The organism is Providencia sp. NPDC089933 (assembly GCF_049545585.1).
Taxonomy (GTDB): Bacteria; Pseudomonadota; Gammaproteobacteria; order Enterobacterales; family Enterobacteriaceae; genus Providencia; species Providencia huashanensis.
Window position 1 is genome coordinate 82,440 of record NZ_JBMWDT010000008.1, and the last position, 17,595, is coordinate 100,034.

General features: G+C 39.5%; 14 protein-coding genes and 2 tRNA genes. 7 read left to right on the plus strand and 9 right to left on the minus strand.

Translation table 11 applies throughout. The features are described 5' to 3' along the window. Position 1 precedes the first annotated feature (1 nt). The 3 genes from ACPEH5_RS12760 (at position 2) to ACPEH5_RS12770 (ending at position 2,248) form a co-directional block, all read left to right on the plus strand. The gene (locus tag ACPEH5_RS12760) at positions 2–619 is read left to right on the plus strand and encodes a DMSO/selenate family reductase complex B subunit (RefSeq protein WP_042844394.1); all 618 of its coding nucleotides are present in this window, start codon (positions 2–4) and stop codon (positions 617–619) included. Between the two features lies 1 nt (position 620). After that, complete coding sequence (locus tag ACPEH5_RS12765; protein ID WP_272572479.1) at positions 621–1,397, plus strand: dimethyl sulfoxide reductase anchor subunit family protein; 777 nt, start codon at positions 621–623, stop codon at positions 1,395–1,397. A 257-nt stretch (positions 1,398–1,654) separates the two neighbouring features. Continuing rightward, a complete protein-coding gene (locus ACPEH5_RS12770) occupies positions 1,655–2,248 on the plus strand; it encodes a TorD/DmsD family molecular chaperone (protein ID WP_042844396.1) in 594 nt (197 codons plus the stop codon). Positions 2,249–2,323: 75 nt separating this feature from the next. Here the strand turns inward: ACPEH5_RS12770 and ACPEH5_RS12775 are convergent, their stop codons facing one another. Further along, entirely contained in the window at positions 2,324–2,866 is a 543-nt protein-coding gene (locus ACPEH5_RS12775; protein WP_042844397.1) for a DUF924 family protein, read from the minus strand. 361 nt (positions 2,867–3,227) lie between these two features. On the opposite strand from ACPEH5_RS12775, the gene ACPEH5_RS12780 reads away from it, so the two are divergent. Further along, the gene (locus ACPEH5_RS12780; RefSeq protein WP_048607480.1) at positions 3,228–3,497 is read left to right on the plus strand and encodes a hypothetical protein; all 270 of its coding nucleotides are present in this window, start codon (positions 3,228–3,230) and stop codon (positions 3,495–3,497) included. A 41-nt stretch (positions 3,498–3,538) separates the two neighbouring features. Here the strand turns inward: ACPEH5_RS12780 and ACPEH5_RS12785 are convergent, their stop codons facing one another. Genes ACPEH5_RS12785 through ACPEH5_RS12805 form a run of 5 tightly spaced genes read right to left on the minus strand, consistent with a single transcriptional unit; the run spans position 3,539 to position 9,729 of the window. After that, a complete protein-coding gene (locus ACPEH5_RS12785; protein ID WP_409563986.1) occupies positions 3,539–5,299 on the minus strand; it encodes an acetyl/propionyl/methylcrotonyl-CoA carboxylase subunit alpha in 1,761 nt (586 codons plus the stop codon). Continuing rightward, entirely contained in the window at positions 5,277–6,881 is a 1,605-nt protein-coding gene (locus ACPEH5_RS12790) for a 5-oxoprolinase/urea amidolyase family protein (RefSeq protein ID WP_210790310.1), read from the minus strand. The genes ACPEH5_RS12785 and ACPEH5_RS12790 overlap by 23 nt, the downstream gene beginning before the upstream one ends. A 9-nt stretch (positions 6,882–6,890) precedes the next feature. Then, a complete protein-coding gene (locus ACPEH5_RS12795; RefSeq protein ID WP_281110791.1) occupies positions 6,891–7,697 on the minus strand; it encodes a putative hydro-lyase in 807 nt (268 codons plus the stop codon). Further along, positions 7,697–8,473, minus strand: coding sequence for a LamB/YcsF family protein (locus ACPEH5_RS12800; RefSeq protein ID WP_281110792.1), 777 nt, complete (start codon positions 8,471–8,473; stop codon positions 7,697–7,699). Before ACPEH5_RS12800 ends, ACPEH5_RS12795 begins: the two co-directional genes overlap by 1 nt. A 14-nt stretch (positions 8,474–8,487) precedes the next feature. Next, a complete protein-coding gene (locus ACPEH5_RS12805; protein ID WP_042844404.1) occupies positions 8,488–9,729 on the minus strand; it encodes an NRAMP family divalent metal transporter in 1,242 nt (413 codons plus the stop codon). A gap of 403 nt (positions 9,730–10,132) precedes the next feature. On the opposite strand from ACPEH5_RS12805, the gene ACPEH5_RS12810 reads away from it, so the two are divergent. Both ACPEH5_RS12810 and gltP read left to right on the plus strand, forming a co-directional pair. After that, a complete protein-coding gene (locus tag ACPEH5_RS12810; protein ID WP_042844405.1) occupies positions 10,133–10,798 on the plus strand; it encodes a GntR family transcriptional regulator in 666 nt (221 codons plus the stop codon). A 484-nt stretch (positions 10,799–11,282) separates the two neighbouring features. Continuing rightward, positions 11,283–12,590: a glutamate/aspartate:proton symporter GltP gene (gene gltP, locus ACPEH5_RS12815; protein WP_048607486.1), complete on the plus strand. Its 1,308-nt coding sequence runs from the start codon at positions 11,283–11,285 to the stop codon at positions 12,588–12,590. 522 nt (positions 12,591–13,112) lie between these two features. Here the strand turns inward: gltP and lpxL are convergent. The 3 genes from lpxL to ACPEH5_RS12830 all read right to left on the minus strand — a co-directional run bounded on the left by lpxL (position 13,113) and on the right by ACPEH5_RS12830 (position 14,682). Next, positions 13,113–14,036: an LpxL/LpxP family Kdo(2)-lipid IV(A) lauroyl/palmitoleoyl acyltransferase gene (gene lpxL / locus ACPEH5_RS12820; protein ID WP_281110793.1), complete on the minus strand. Its 924-nt coding sequence runs from the start codon at positions 14,034–14,036 to the stop codon at positions 13,113–13,115. 477 nt (positions 14,037–14,513) lie between these two features. Further along, positions 14,514–14,589 (minus strand) — tRNA-Thr (locus ACPEH5_RS12825). A 5-nt stretch (positions 14,590–14,594) separates the two neighbouring features. Continuing rightward, positions 14,595–14,682: transfer RNA gene (locus ACPEH5_RS12830), tRNA-Ser, on the minus strand. 212 nt (positions 14,683–14,894) lie between these two features. Between ACPEH5_RS12830 and rcsD the strand changes: the two genes are divergently transcribed. Next, positions 14,895–17,594, plus strand: a complete 2,700-nt coding sequence (gene rcsD, locus ACPEH5_RS12835; RefSeq protein ID WP_281110794.1) for a phosphotransferase RcsD — start codon at positions 14,895–14,897, stop codon at positions 17,592–17,594. Position 17,595: the final 1 nt, after the last annotated feature.

The following is a 17,595-nucleotide window of genomic DNA, read 5'->3' on the forward strand; positions in this document are numbered from 1 at the left end:
GATGAAACAATATGGCTTTTACTTTGACTCCACAAAATGCACTGGCTGTAAAACTTGCCAAGTCAGTTGTAAGGATGAAAAAGATTTAGATTTAGGCCCCAAATTCCGTCGTGTTTATGAGTTTGGTGGTGGTAGTTGGCAAAAACAAGATGGTATATGGCAGCAAAACGTTTTCAATTACTATCTTTCTATTTCATGTAACCATTGCTCAAACCCAACGTGTGTCGCGGGTTGCCCAACAGGCGCCATGCATAAACGGGAAGAAGATGGTTTAGTCGTTGTTGACCAATCAATTTGTGTTGGTTGCCGCTACTGTGAATTGCGATGTCCATATGGTGCACCGCAATTTGATGAAAAGAAAAAATTGATGAGCAAGTGTGACGGATGTTATGAACGAGTGGCACAAGGAATGAAACCCGTTTGTGTTGAGTCTTGCCCACAGCGTGCTTTAGATTTTGATGATATTAATGTTCTACGTGAACTACATGGCACTGAATGTGGTATTGCTCCAATGCCAGATCCTAGCCTAACAAACCCAAATATTGTCATTAAGCCACATAAAGATGCGAAGCCATTTGGCGATAAAAGTGGCGAACTAAAAAACCCTGCGGAGGTGTAAAATGCATGAATTACCACTGGTTTTTTTCACTGTCTTAGGACAATCAGCCGCTGGGCTTTTCTTGCTTGCTTATTTAAGCCGTAAAATGGGTTCGATTGACGATAACCAATTAAAAACAGCCAATATTATTGCCTTTATCATCATGATCATCGGCTTAGGTATCGGTGGGTTACACGTAGGGCAACCCCTACGTTTCTTCAATATGCTGCTTGGCGTTGGCCGCTCACCAATGAGTAATGAAGCCTTCTTAAGTGGCGTTTTTGTTGGTTGTGCTGCCGCAACACTGTTTTTCACCTTATTTTTCAAGCACACGCTATTGCGTGAGCTGGCAAATATTGCTGCGGTGATCTCAGGGCTTGCTTTTGTTTGGTCAATCCCGCAAGTCTACAATATCGCAACTATTGCTAACTGGAGTACGGGCTACACCACCTTACAAATGTGGATGACCATGTTAGTCGGTGGCGGTGCGTTAGCTATTGTTATTGGTGCTCGAGGTTTAGGTATTGCATCGTTTCTGGTCGGTACATTTGCTATTTTTGCAAGCCGAGCTAGTTACCAAGCTTTCTTAACCGAAACAGGTCCGGCACTGAGTAGTGAACAAACTGGTTTTTGGGGATTTCAAGTTGTTGTACTGGCAATCGCCTTAGCGGCTTTCGTTGGTATGGCCTTAAAGCAACGCGCACCAAAAGCGACTTTAGCCACCTGTGCAGCAGCAGTATTACTAGCTGAACTTGCCGGTCGTATTGCGTTCTACAACTTGTGGCAAATCACCATGTAACCTATTGTTGTTACTATGTTATAGTTATTTATCAAAGAACCCCATTTGGGGTTCTTTACTTTAATTTCATTGCCCTGACTAAATTCAAACTGCCAGATATATTGTGCTTTAACTCGTTTACCCTAAATAGTTTGAATGACAGCTAGGAGACAAATGAATATAACTGAGAAAGCATACATTAGTATGCGGCCTGAATAGACGAGCGCAGTCAACACTGCTGTAGCTCAAAATATGACGGATAAATTAACGGATATAAAATGATTGATACGACATTACTGCGCATTTTGGGTGCTTGCTTCTATTATTCACCCCAATCCGAAACTTTAAAAAACTTATTCCCCGTGTTACCTGAAATCCCGACCCTATATTCATGGCAAGACGCAGAACAAATACAAGAACTTTGCACTAAATTATCAGCAATACAAGCTGATGAAATTAGCTATGATTATTCAATCCTATTTGAAGGACAAGGTAGTATGCCAGCTCCACCATGGGGGTCAGTATACTTAGAACATGACAATACTGTCATGGGTGAATCAACGGCAGAATATCGTAATTTCTTACAAAGCAAAGGGTTAGTTACAGATACTGGGGTCCGTGAGCCTGAAGACCAATTTGGTTTAATGATGATGGCAATTTCAGCTTTAGCAGAACAAGGGCAAGAAGCCGCAATCACGGTATTATTTGAGCAACATTTATTACCTTGGGCGTACCGTTACTTAGCTCTCGTTCAGCAGTCCAAAACAGAAACACTGTTCTATCCATGCCTAGCCCAAATCACTGAGATATATTTAAAATCACTACAACAAGAATTAGGGTTATCCCCCGCGAAAGTTGAATTATTTCGCTAAATAATTAATGTTGCTAAATGAGCTTCTCAATAGATAGCTGGGGGCCCATTTAGCAATGCATTTATTCAAGTGCCTCTAAAATGAAGAGTTAGGTTCTTGTAAAAATGCAACTTCTTCTGGTGTTGATACCCGGCCTAAAATGTTATTGCGATGCGGGTAACGCCCGAATTTATCAACAATAGCCTTGTGGCGCATTTCATAATCCAGAGTCGCGTCATCACCTAACATGCGAAATAATTCAACAGCCTGCAAATGAATAAAGCTAGATTCCGAATGCATATAAGGCATCAAAATAAACTTACGTTGTGATAAGGTCAGCAAATTATAATCATGCTGTTTAATCGCCTCTTGAGCTAAAGCTAATGCCATACCATCTTGAGCAAAAGACCTTGGCGTATCGCGCCATAAATTACGTGAAAATTGGTCCAACACAATGATTTCCGCTAACCGCCCCCGTATAGACGCTCGCCAATAAGCCAACTCACCTTTAGCTGCACGCTCACAGATTTGCGAAAAACGCTGTGCTATCGCCAAATCAAATTTAGCACTTTTCTCAAACCACTGTTTGGGCGTAGATTCCTCAAACCAAAAGGAAAGCACGTCTTCCATGGTATTCATAATTTATTCCTATCACTTTTCTTAATAGAGGTTATTTAAATCCTAGTTAAAAATCACTTTAATTAATAGGCTTGAGCTCTAAAAATGGCTATTTGCAGATAATTATTTTGTTTCTTTGCGTGCTATCACTAAAAAATCATGCACTGACTACTCGTGAATTTTGTAACCGTTATTTTTACCACTGGCTATTTGTTGTTTAGTGTCAATATGGCCATTCTTCATGTCTAAATACATACATTTATTTAACTCAATGTTAGAATTCCACTTATAATGTGTGAGTAAATCAGGTGCCGCCGATACTCAATAGTCGTAATAACTCATCAGCGTTTCATATTGGTTTTATTTAAGGAAGGCAATGTAAATGGCAGGACATATGGTACTTATTGGTTGGGCATTATGGGTTAGTCCTTGCGGCACAGATTCATGTGATGCATTGCCCGTGACTGAAACCATTTTCACACAAGAGCAATGTGTCAGCCGAAAAAAATACTTAGAATCAAAACGACCAAACCTTTATTTTCTCTGCGGTGAGGTTTATCGTGATAGTGAAGAGATGGCCGTTGAAGAACAACATGCGGTTCCTGCACCACACCCACCATTAAGGTCGTTACCTAAGCGCCAGTCTCGTTAGCTTGAGCCGTTTTCCAGCCCAAGCCATACAACTATTACATGTTAGATAATTTCAGCAATTGGAGATTCCGCTTCAATAAACTCACCTTTATTTGCATGGTATTTCAGCGCTCCAGTACGATGAGCAATAATTTGCACTTCCATTTTCATCGCTTCCATTACGCCAATAACATCCCCTTCTACGACATTGTCCCCCTGAGGGATCAACCAGTTAAACAACACACCGGAGATAGGCGCATTCACCACATCAGGGTTGCTAGCAGCTTGAAGCTCACCGTTAGGTGGTATCATATTAGTTGGAGACACACTATTTGCGGTAAGGCCGGACATTAACTGCGCCGGTAAGCCTAATTCACAACGTTTGCCATCAATTTCAATAAAGGTGCGAGTCAATTGATGGTTTGCAGATGGAATTTGGCGCTTTGCAGGGGGGATCTCCACACTAAATTCTGTTTCAATCCAACGTGTATGCACATTAAAATGGTCACAAAAGTCGGCTTGTTCCATGACCGCGCGGTGGAACGGTAATACCGATGCGACCCCCTCAATCTTAAACTCTGCTAAAGCGCGACGGGCGCGTGAAATAGCTTGTTCTCGCGTATTTCCCACCACTATCAGTTTTGCCATTAACGAATCAAATGTCCCTGGGATCGTCGTACCAGCAGCAACACCACTATCAATACGAACTCCAGGCCCTGTTGGAACATCAAAAGTTGTAATTGTCCCTGGTGTTGGCAAAAAACCATTACCTGCATCTTCCGCATTAATTCGGAACTCAAAAGCATGACCGCGAGGCTTCGGAGTCTCATTAATACTTAAAGGTAAACCTTCGGCAATACGTAATTGCTCAATCACTAAATCAATCCCTGCCGTTTCCTCAGTTACCGGATGCTCAACTTGTAGCCGAGTATTCACCTCTAAGAATGATAACGTCCCGTCCTGACTCAGCAAAAACTCAACGGTGCCTGCGCCAACATAGCCAGCTTTACGGCAAATATCTGTTGAGGATTTAATAATTTGTTGCTGTTGTTCCTCAGATAAAAATGGCGCGGGTGATTCCTCGACCAATTTTTGATTACGACGCTGCAATGAACAATCCCTTGTCCCCACCACCAGCACATTACCATGTGTATCTGCAATCACCTGTGCTTCAATGTGGCGCGGGTTATGCAAAAACTGTTCAATAAAACACTCACCACGCCCAAAAGCGGCAACCGCTTCGCGTACAGCAGAATGATAAAGTTCTTCAACTTCATGTAATTGCCACGCGACTTTGAGACCTCGACCACCTCCACCAAATGCAGCTTTTATTGCGATAGGCAAACCGTGTTGATGAGCAAATTTAACCACCTCCTGCGCATCAATAACCGGGTCTTTCGTCCCCACAACCAGTGGGGCTCCTACTTGCATAGCAATATGGCGAGCCTGAACCTTATCACCTAAGATATCAATACTCTCCGCACTTGGTCCTATCCATATTAAACCCGCATCATTCACCGCACGGGCAAATTCCGCACGCTCAGACAAAAAGCCATAACCTGGGTGCACCATCGTCGCACCTGACTTCTGAGCGACTTCAATTAACTTTTCAATATTTAAGTAACTTTGTGCAGGTGAGTTCCCGTTTAGCCCATATGCCTCATCTGCCATTTTAACGTGTAATGCATCAATATCGCTGTCTGCATACACCGCAACAGACTGGAAACCATAATCACGGCAAGCACGAATAATACGCACAGCGATTTCACCTCGGTTTGCAATCAATACTTTGTGTGTCTTTTTATTCTTGTTCATCAGTACCATCACTCCCATGTAATTCTTTAAATTCACCAAGTGGATTAAAGCGTATTCTTGCATTGACAGGAATTTGCCCTGCTAAATCTAAATGATATTCACATACGGCCCCAATAACTGGGTAACCCCCGGTTAATGGATGGTCATTTAAAAATAAAACTGGCTGGCCATTCGCAGGAACTTGGATAGCGCCTATACAAGTCCCCTCACTCGGCAATTCTTGTAATTTTTTACGCTCAAAAGGTTTCTCACCTGACAAACGCAAACCTATACGATTTGATGCGGCTGTTACCTGCCACAATTGATTTGTTAGCTTATCAATGGCTTGCTCTGTAAACCAATCAGTTCTAGGGCCTAAAACCACATCAAGCACAACAACATCATCTGCATCTGGGTAATCAAATGCAGGGGTTTCTGATAAAGAAACTGCTGATATCGGTGAGCTTGTCTTAATGCTTAGTGCCTGATTAACCCTAAGAGGCGCAGGACCAACCTGTGCCAAAGTGTCGAATGAACAACTGGATAAAATAGGTTTAACATTAAACCCACCCCGTACAGCTAAATAACTGCGTACACCTTTATTTGGACTCCCAAGTTTAATCACATCCCCTTTGATTAAATGTACAGGTTGATAAGGATTAACTTGATATTGTTGATTGCTAGCGGTTGTCACCTCAATCACACAGGAGGCGCCTGTAACAGCAACAACTAAATTTCTATTTATTTGAGCTTTAAAGCCACCTTGAGTAATTTCTAATACCGCTGCGTCAGATAAATTCCCCACAATACGATTAGCACTACGTAGTGCTGATTTGTCCATACCACCGGATTCTGAAATCCCTAATGCCGACTGGCCTACTCGGCCTAAATCTTGGAATAACGTCTGTAAACCCGTAGCCAACACGATTATGTCTGCTTTCGTATTTTCAGGTTGCTCTATGCTTAGGTTCTTTGTGGGTAAGCTATAACTAACCTGACTTTTCTGTGCATCAACAAAGTTGACCCGAGTCCCTGCCTGCACTAAGGCTGGTTCAGGGCGGTTGATATCCCACATTGATAACTCGGTTACACCAATTAACTGCCAGCCCCCGGGGCTTGCTTGCGGATAAACACTACTAAACTCCCCAGCCAAAGCCACTGAACCTGCGGGTATCCGCACTCGAGGTGATTGGCGCCTTGGGACATTTAACTGAGCATGCTTAGAAACCATGTAACCAAAACCCGGCGCAAAACCGCTAAAAGCAACTTGATACTCATTTTGTGTGTGTCGCCGGATCACCTCATCAACAGAAACACCGAGGAACTGGGCAACATCAGGTAAATCCTGCCCATTATAATGGACAGGAATTGTCACAAGCTTGCTAGCGTGAGCTTTAGCTTTGGTGATATCCCTCAAGGAAATCAATTTAACCAAGTTGTCTTCTTCCGCAATAAACGGGTTATAGCGGACTAAAATGGTTCGCGCTGCGGGGATTATTTCTTCAACCCCATGAATTGGTATCTCTGTTAAAGAGTCTGTCAGTGCCATTGTTTGTTCAAGGCTATCCAATTCAACCATGAAGGCACTTAAATTGACGGGTAAAAATCGCAATGGGCACCTCTATATATGATATGCAGCATCAGGAACATCAGTAATAAACATATAACCGGGTGCATGACTCAAAGCAAAAGGAACACCGGACTTCATTACTGCCGCTTGTGGCGTCACTCCGCATGCCCAAAATACCGGAATTTCCCCTTTTTCAATTCTGACGGCATCACCGAAATCAGGGCGCATAATATCCTGAATACCAAGCTGCTCAGGTGCACCAACATGAACAGGCGTTCCATGAACCGCGGGAAAGCGCCCAGTAATACTCACGGCATCCGCGATGCGGTCAGCGGGGATTGGGCGCATTGAAACAACTAATTCCCCCTGCAAACGCCCCGCGGGGCGACATAATCGATTCGTTTTAAACATGGGGACATTCGATTGATCTGTGATATGACGTATATCAATACCCGCCTCAATCATTGGCGTTTCAAATGTAAAGCTACAACCAATAAGAAAGGTGACTAAATCTGGATGTTGTTGATAAATCTCTGTCGCATCTGTAATTTCAGCAGCTAACTGCCCATTTTCCCAAACACGGTAACGTGGAATATCTGCCCGTAAATCAGCTCCGTCTGCAAGGCTTGTTTGCCAACTCCCTGCTTCGCATACATCTAGCACTGGGCAACTCTTAGGGTTACGCTGTGCGTATAATAAAAAATCGAACGCCCAGTCACGGGGCAAGGCTATCATATTGGCTTGTGTCATTCCGCGGGCAAGCCCTGCTGTTGGTTTATCATAACCACTACGAATAGCTTCTCTGGCGGCGCGTGCCGCATCAATCGCTTGTTGCGATGCCTTCATAAGTTGCGTCATTAGCTATTCCTTCTATGCACAAAACCCTGAATTTCAATGCCTTGATTTTCTAATACATTACGTACTTCCTGTGCCATTTCTAACGCACCGGGGCTATCCCCATGTACACAAATCGACCCAGCTTCAATCGGAGTAAATTGGCCATCAATTGACATCACCCCGCCTTCGTTAACCAGTTGCAACATGCGTTGTGCAACTAATTGCGGGTCATGTAAAACTGCGCCTTCTAATCGACGTGAAACTAACGTGCCATCGCTGTTATAAGCCCTATCCGCAAAGGCTTCAGCCACCACATTCAACCCACTTTCTCTTGCCCATACAATCAATGGCGAGCCCGCTAATGCGACTAATATCAATTGATTATCAATAGCTAACATTGCATTAATCACAGCCATCGCTTGGCGCTTATCGTGAGCAATCGTGTTATACAGTGCCCCATGGGGCTTAACATAACGTACTTGAGTCCCAACGGCGGTTGCTAGCCCTTGCAGAGCGCCAATCTGGTAAATAACATCCGCCATTAATTCATCAGTAGCAATATCCATATTACGACGACCAAAACCAACTAAGTCGGGATAACCAACATGAGCACCGACCACAACCCCATTATCTTGAGCCGCTTGCAGTGTTTTTAATATGCCTTCTGGTGACCCCGCATGGAACCCACAAGCAACATTAGCACTGCTAACCACGGGAAGGATCGCTGCATCATTCCCCATACTCCATTGACCAAAACTTTCCCCGAGGTCACTGTTTAAATCGATTTGTTTTTTCATCATCGCCCCTTGGGTTACTTCAGATAATTAAAGATTGTACTAACAGACATAACACCCATATACCAAGTTAAGGCACAGGTAATAACCCCAGACCATAATAACCAACGTGGATAGTGGTATCCCGACATCAAATCAGTTCTTTTCCAACCAATATAAACAAACAAGGTCAATCCAATAGGCAAGATTAACCCATTGAAACCACCTGCAAATACTAATAATGCGGCAGGCGCTGTTCCCATAAATAAATAAACAATTAATGAAATAGCAATAAATAGGATGGTCGCGACATTACGCTGCCTTTCGGTAATTGATGATTTAAATGCCGTTAAAAAACTCATTGATGTATAAGCTGCACCAATCACGCTGGTCAGTGCCGCAGCCCATAAAATTAAGCCAAAAATACGTAAACCAAAGTTACCTGCTGCTGCCTGAAATGCTTGAGAGGCAGGGTTAGCCGCATGCCCTGAAATATCAATCGTTACACCACTTGCAACCACACCTAAGATCGCAAGGAATAAAATGTAGCGCATCAAACCAACAACTAAGATGCCTTTGGTTGCTGCACTCGACACAATATTTATATTTTCAATCCCTACTGCACCTTTATCTAATAAGCGGTGCGCGCCTGCATAGCAGATATATCCCCCAACGGTTCCCCCGACAATGGTGGTTATCATGGCAAAATCAACCGTATCCGGTAATACACTTTGACGTAGAGCCTCGCCAACAGGTGGGTTTGATGCAATAGCCACAAATAACGTTAGGCCAATCATCACTACACCTAATCCAATAATGAGCCTGTCAATAAATGTGCTTGCTTTACGGGATGAGAAAATATAAATCGCCAGCAATGCACTGATTAACCCTCCCCATTTTGGGTCGAGACCAACAAGTGCATTTAGCCCTAAACCTGCACCAGCAATATTACCAATATTGAAAATAAGCCCACCAAAAATAACCAATATGGCAAGTAAATAGCCACTTCCTGGGATTGTGGCATTAGCAATTTCTGATGAATGCATTTTCGTTAATGTCACGACTCGCCATATATTTTGCTGAACAACAAAATCAATCACGATAGACGCTAAAATACCGAACGCAAATGCCGCACCTAATGTGACAGTAAAGGTTGCTGTTTGTGTAATAAATCCAGGACCTATGGCAGAAGTTGCCATCAAAAAAATTGCACTTATTAATGAAGAACGGCGGCTTTTCACATACTCTGCGGTCGTTGATGCGCTTTCTTGAGCGGCCATATGCATACTCCTCTAATAGTTATTGTTTTAATTATTGATGTGATTGTTGATGTCATGATCATTGAGGCAATTATCGTGCCATTGTTCTACTTGTTATAGATATTGTTAATCTATCTTTAATGGATTGTTGAACAATTAATATGAGATGCTGAATAAACAATCAATAAAAATCGTTATTGATGATTTAAAAACCAAGACGTGATCACTTTTTTAACAAATTATTGAAGTCGGTCTACTTTCTTACAAAATAATCAGCACCAAAATGATGCAAAATTATTTAATTTCACTATATCAGTGCAAAAAATGAGTCTAGTGTGCTCATTGTGCAAGGAAACTTGCCGCTCTAACTCGAATATGTGAATATAGCGACTCATTTAATCGCTAAATTAAAACTATTCTTTTTATGAAAAAACAACCTGTTGCACAAACCTTATCCGTGACTATTGCAGAAACTATTCGCTATAAAATTACGGCGGGAGAAATCACTCCAGGTCAGCGCTTATCTGAAGCAACATTAAGTGAAGTGTTAGATATTTCACGCAACACCTTGCGGGAAGTGTTTAGGGTTCTCACTCAAGAAGGCTTACTTACCTACGCACCAAATAGGGGCGTATTTGTTTCTGTGCCTGATATGGCTGCTATTATTGACATCTATCAAGTACGCCGCTTAATCGAGTGTGATGCACTCACTCATGCATATGCTTTACACCCCGCGGTTCAAAAAATGAAAGAGGCAGTCAGCTGTGCACGTGAGCATGAAAAAATAGAAGATTGGGTTGGTGTAGGAACCGCAAATATGCAGTTTCATACCGCGATTGTCGAGTTATCAGATAGCGAACGCCTAATTAAGCTGTATCGTAATGTTTCAGCAGAATTACGCTTAGCATTTGGTCACCTTAATGACCCCAAAATTCTCTATGCCCCTTATATTGATAAAAACCAATCTATTCTTGAATTATTAGACTCTGGTCGTAATGTAGAAGCAGCCAGTGCCCTACGTAGCTACCTTGATTTATCAGAGCGCACATTACTTGCAGCATATAAGCGCAGCCAATCCTCAACAAATTAATGCAGAATATTTTTTACGGGATAATACAACATAGATTCGATTAATTTTTCGGCAGTTAGATAATCGCCAAAAACTAATTGTTAATTAATAATATCCTCAAATTTATTTTTTATATTATATTTTCTATTCCCTGCAACAAATCAAACACTTTAAGTCATTACCTTCCCATAATTAAGTCTTATGACAAATTAATTAACATTAATAACATAATCAATTAAAAAAACAATAACCAATGGTTACTTAAATACAACACTCGTCTCTAACATCTCCCTTTCCTTAAAAGACACATTTAGTCATATATTTTTACATAATTGCTTGTTTATACATAATAAAATAACAAAATATACACAATGAAATAAATCACCCAATGTAATCACTCTATTTTTTCGAGTTAATAGTTGTAGTTTTATCGAATATTGGTTATAAAATTTATGATAATAAAAAAGCATATACATAAATATTATTTATACAATGAGATTCCACTATGACATTAAACCAAGTAACTAAAAAGAAACCATTTAAATTTGGCCTAGGGTGGCAAATATTGGTAGCTCTCATTTTAGGCGTTATTGCTGGGGCGCTTTTACATGATAATACTGAATACAAAGATTGGCTTATTCTGAATATTCTATCTCCAGCTGGTAAGATTTTTATTCAATTAATTAAAATGATCGTTGTTCCTATTGTTATTTCTACTCTAATAGTAGGGATAGCCGGGGTTGGAAATACAAAGCAGCTAGGGTCCCTTGGGTTTAAAACTATCGTTTACTTTGAGGTTATTACTACCATTGCTATTATTGTCGGGATCTCTTTCGCCAATATATTCCAACCCGGTGTTGGTATTGATATGTCACAATTAACACAAGTCGATATATCCCAGTATGAAAAAACAACCCAAGAAGTTGCAAGCCACCCTTCAGGGATTATTAATACTATTCTGACTTTAGTTCCTAGTAATATTTTTTCAGCAATGGCAAGTGGTGATATGCTTCCAGTCATTTTCTTTGCTGTTTTATTTGGCTTAGGGCTTTCTTCTTTGCCTTTAGAGAAAAAACAACCATTACTTGATGTGCTACAGACTTTTTCTGAAACCATGTTTCGTGTAACTAACATGATCATGATGTATGCCCCTATCGGTGTATTTGCCTTAATTTCAGTTACTGTCGCTAATTTCGGCTTTTCATCATTAGTCCCACTATTAAAATTAGTCATACTTGTCCACTGCGCAATTATATTTTTTGCGGTGGTTGTATTGGGCTTAGTCGCTCGTTACTGTCGAATAAATATTTTCACCTTAATGAAAATATTAAAAGACGAATTATTGCTTGCTTATTCAACAGCAAGCTCTGAAACAGTACTCCCTCGTATTATGGATAAAATGGAAAAATATGGGGCACCAAAATCGATTACCAGTTTTGTCATTCCAATTGGTTATTCATTCAATTTAGATGGTTCAACATTATATCAAAGTATTGCTGCGATATTTATTGCCCAACTCTATGGTATTGAGCTTTCTATCGGGCAAGAATTAATACTTGTATTCACATTAATGATCACTTCTAAAGGGATTGCAGGGGTTCCTGGTGTATCATTTGTTGTTCTTCTCGCCACCTTAGGCAGTGTGGGTATCCCATTAGAAGGCCTTGCATTCATCGCTGGTGTCGACCGTATTCTTGATATGGCCCGGACAGCCCTTAATGTGGTAGGTAATGCTCTTGCTGCACTAGTAGTTGCAAAATGGGAACACAAATATGATAAGAAAAAAGCACTTGAATATGAACAATCCTTTTAGCCATTTCAATATATAAAAAGGATAATGCTCTTTATATTAATTTATAGAGAGCATTTTTATTATTTTTATATCACCATTAATCAACTAATATAAATCCCTTATAAAACTTGCTTAATTTAGTTATTTATACTTATCTCTTACTTAATAAAATTTAATTTACATCACACTTTTTCAAAAAAATTATTTTATATTCGTTTTTTGTTCATTTCTTTACTACGCTAAATAAGTCATTTTTAATTAGTACAAGCAGGAAAGAATGAACCAATTAAGAAGATTCCTTTTATTTTTAAAATTACTCCAGCATCTTATGGTACTTTTTATATTTTCATTATCATTTTTATTACTACACAACTGGTTCTAATAAGAAAGCCTCGTATTATGCGAGACTTTCTTACAATAAAACCATTAGTCATATATTTGGTGGGTTTGCTTTAATAGCATCAAAAAATACTCACCACTTACTAATCATAATATTTAAACAGGTTATCTCACTGTTTGATTTAAATTTACTGAATAGCAAATTTATAAATACAGTGAAGCCTCCCCTTCAGGTCTAGTTTTAAAACGCCTATGAGCCCAAAGATACTGCTCAGGAGCCTTTCTTATTTCTGCTTCTAACACTGAGTTAATCGTTGTAGCATCCAGCAAAGCATCTGTTGTCGGATATCCAAGTATTTCCTTTCCCAGTATTAAGTCATATTTAACGCCGCTTTTATTTCTTAATAACGTAACAGTAAGAGTTGGCGAATGTGACAGTTGAGCAAGGATTGATGTCCCTTTTGATGTGGAACTATGTTTAACCGAGAAAAATGGGGCAAAGATAGTTCCTTTTCTACCAAAATCTTGGTCTGGAGCAAACCATATTGCTTTACCGCTTTTTAATTCTTGAACCATGAATCTGAGATTTTTCCGGTCAATCATTCCTTTGCCGGAGCGACAGCGGCCTCTAGTCTGGATGTATTCCATTGCTTTATTGTTATGTGGCCTGTACATCGCATTAACAGGAAAACAGAGCCCCATGATCCTACCACCTAGCTCTAGCGACATAAAATGCACACCAACAATAATCACACCTTTATTTTTGGCCACTGCATCCAAATAATTTGACATTCCCTTAACTTGGAACAGTTTTTTAACTTTTGTATCACTCCAGAACCATGCTATTCCAGTTTCGAATAGAGCAATACCTAATGATTTTAAATTTTCGGTGACTAGATCATCAATTTCTTTTTTACTTTTATTTGGAAAACATAATTCTAAATTTCGCTTTATAATTGAGACTCTTCGCTTAATAAAATACCTTGAGTTTTTCCCCAAGAAGGCCCCTAACCAAACTTGCCATGTATAAGGTAACTGTACCAATAAATATAAAAGAGATACCCCTAACCATGTTACTGCATATTTTGGATGGAACAACTTCAGTGAAAACGGGTTTGTGGCGTACATTATATCTCCCAATACTTCGCCTTTGCAGAATGCACGCTATTTTAGACTGCATTTCGTCTGTTAAATTCAACATGAATGCCATAACGAATGAATGCCACAACAATATAAGCTGACTTAAACAGTGAGTATTATATCAATAATCCGTATAAACACTACCCTCAGCTATGAATAAGCAACCAAATATTTTCTCACGTTATACTTTTACCAGATAAACACTAATAGTTTTTACCTGCTCATGTTAAAGCATGGCAGTGATTAGAGGGAATATGAGGCACCAACGGCTAACGTTGGAAAAATGAGAGTGGGAAGCGATACCTATTTAGTACTAAATCATCTAACTGAGTATGCAATGAAGGTCGACAAGCTAATGTTCTGTGATGGCTCAAATATGTCCCATCGACTATTTGAAGCAGTAGAATGACCTGAATGACAAGCAAGAAAAAACCCGTTATCTCTATGAGATAACGGGTTCTTATTTGGTGCCGGCTACCGGAGTCGAACTGGTGACCTACTGATTACAAGTCAGTTGCTCTACCAACTGAGCTAAGCCGGCGAATATGGCGGAGAGATAGAGATTCGAACTCTAGGATGGTTTCCCATCGGCGGTTTTCAAGACCGCTGCCTTCGACCGCTCGGCCATCTCTCCATGGGGCGCGATTATGGAGGAATCCCGACGCCTTGTCTACCCCTGAAAGTAAAAAAATTGATTTTTTTACTTCGTTTGGCTAATCTTCACTCAATTACTCTCTATTTGCGAAAAATAATGGTAATATCTGTGCAAAATCGGTGTCTATCATTTCTCTAGGCGTATGATTTTTAACCTAATAATTTTTAGCCTATGGGAACGCACGCTACAGTATGTACAAACAATCATCATTAAAACCAAGCACTCTTTCACGTATTTTTGCTGCGTTTATTCTGTTGTTAATTGTGATGCTGTTTTTATCACTATTTAACTACTATCAAGCATGGGTGCAAAACCGCCAGACCTCATTAAGTAGTATGGCCACTAGGTTAGCGTATCAAATCGAAGACTACCGCTACCAAGCTAGCCACATTTATAAGCTTGCCAATGATAAAACAACTCCCACTGCTATAGATAAACTTTCCGTGACAGAAATGCGCCATGATATTTTTTGGTTAAGTAGTGCAAACCAAACTATTGATGCGATTGTATTTGGGAATAATAAAAAAGCGAATAATGTATTAGCCACTAAGCTAGCTGATTATATGGAGATTGTCTGGGGTGCACGCAATGAATATAACTCAATGTATTATCTTAATGGGCTAGATAATACTTTAGTTTTAGTAACTACTCATTCAATACTTAAGCCTGAACTACGTTTTAAGGAAAGCTATCTGACTCTAACTGCTGAAGAAAAGCGTGCGGATATGTTGACTCAATCGACTCTGTTAGATAGACGAGAAATTATATCTAATATACAAAAGTATTCTCCAGATAACCTCTTCTATTATACTTATCGCTTGATGTTCAACTCTCCAGGGCAGCTAACCAGTGTTATTTCATTTGATATTTCCATTAATTCGCTGATCCCAGCAAGCCTTAATGGGGATTTTTTCACCATTAATACACGCCCATCAAGTACTGGCAGTAATGAGTCTCATACCTCTTGGGTTGGAACAAACCTAATATTTTCGCAACCTATTGAAGGGACTAGCTATCAGCTTTATTATCATACTTCATTAAAAAACATTATTTTTAATATGGTGAGCTTTAACCTTTGGTTAATGACAGGCATGCTCATCATGATTTTCCTTGCTTTGTTGATCATGGCTTTTATTCGTAAACGGCTTATTTCTCCCAATACCAACATGCTACAAGAACTCCATTTTAACGAAGCGCTAAACAATGCCCTGATTAACCATATTGCCTATGGTATTTTAGTCTACGACTTTAATGCCAACAAAAAAATCCTTAGCAATAACATTGCAAATCAATTACTACCTTCAATGGATTTGGTTCATATAAAAGAGATGGCAATCGAAAATCATGATGTTATTCAGGTTTCGATTGAAAATATTGTTTATGAGATCGTACTTGTTGAAAGTGCAACCAAAGCAAATACTGTCATGTTTATTATTGTAGATAAAGACAAGGAAGCTCTCACTCAAAAACGCCAAGAACTAGCCAACCGTGAATATAAAAAGAATATCCAAATGCGCAAGGTTGTATTTGAAAATATGTGTAGTGAAATACTTCCTGCCCTTATCCAAATTGACGACCAATTAACTAAATTAGCTAAAATTTCAGGTGAAAACAGCCAAAAATTTGTTTTAGAAATAGAAAGTCAGCTATTTTATATTAACCGTTGGTTTGAAAATATAGGGTTGCTAAATCAGCTAGAATCAGAAACAACTCCACTAAAAAGTGAAAAAATTTCGATTGCAAATGTCGTTAATCAGTTTTTGAAACAAAACCTATCGCGTCTTAATAATAAAGGGTTAGCCCTTTATTTTCATAACAATATCAATCCTGATTCATTAATTGAAACCAATTTGGCTTATTTACAGCATCTAATACAACTCATTTGGGATTATTCTATTGCAACAACCTCTTTTGGGAAGATATCTTTCACGCTATCTTATGATTCAGAAAAAAGAGTCGTTTTACTTAACATTAGAGATAGTGGTTCAGGGCTTAGTAACCAAGAACTTAATAACTTGCAAAGTCCTTTTCTTGGGAAAATACTAAATTCATCTCACTTCACTCGTTCTGGTATGACATTTTATTTATGTAAGTTATTGGTAAAGAGGATGAATGGGACATTTTCGATTCGTACTAGCGATGCGATAGGCACACATTATGAGATTACACTTCCAGCGACCAATGAACTCCTTGTTAAGGATTATCCTGCTTTATTAGAGGATGTCTACGTGCGGTTAAATATTCATAATGCAGATATTTCGCGTATTATCAGAAATACCTTAGCCAATTATGGCGCAGAATTTCTTGATTTAAATGAAAGTTCTCCGCATACGGATTGGGATCTGTTGATCACTGATAATAATGAAGAATGTTTTGAACACATTATCAAAATTAATGGTAATCTTTCTGGAATGCACGAGTTGCAACCTCACTACATAGAGGTTAATTATAACTTTGCTGATGAGCTTATTAGTGCAATTTCATTACTTATCGAAAATTCGGATAGCGAAGATGAATGTTCACGCTTACCAGAACCTAACGAGGTTGAATCTCAAACTTCATTATCTAACCCTGATGGAGAAATGGAAAATGCAATTAAAAGTTATCAATTAGTTTTAGCTAACAGTGGATATCGAGATTTGTTCATAACAACAGTACCGATAGATATTAATAAACTGTATAATAGTGAAAGTGTTGAGGATTTGACCGAATTGAAAAACACTGCACATCGTTTAAAAGGAGTTTTTGCTATGCTCGAATTCACAGTTCTTCATAAAATTTGTGAAGATTTAGAGCGTTATATAGCAGATGAAAACGGATTGGAAATAAGAAAATGCATTAGCATGCTGGATAATTCAGTCAAAAAACTAATGCCAGAAGGTAACCAATAAG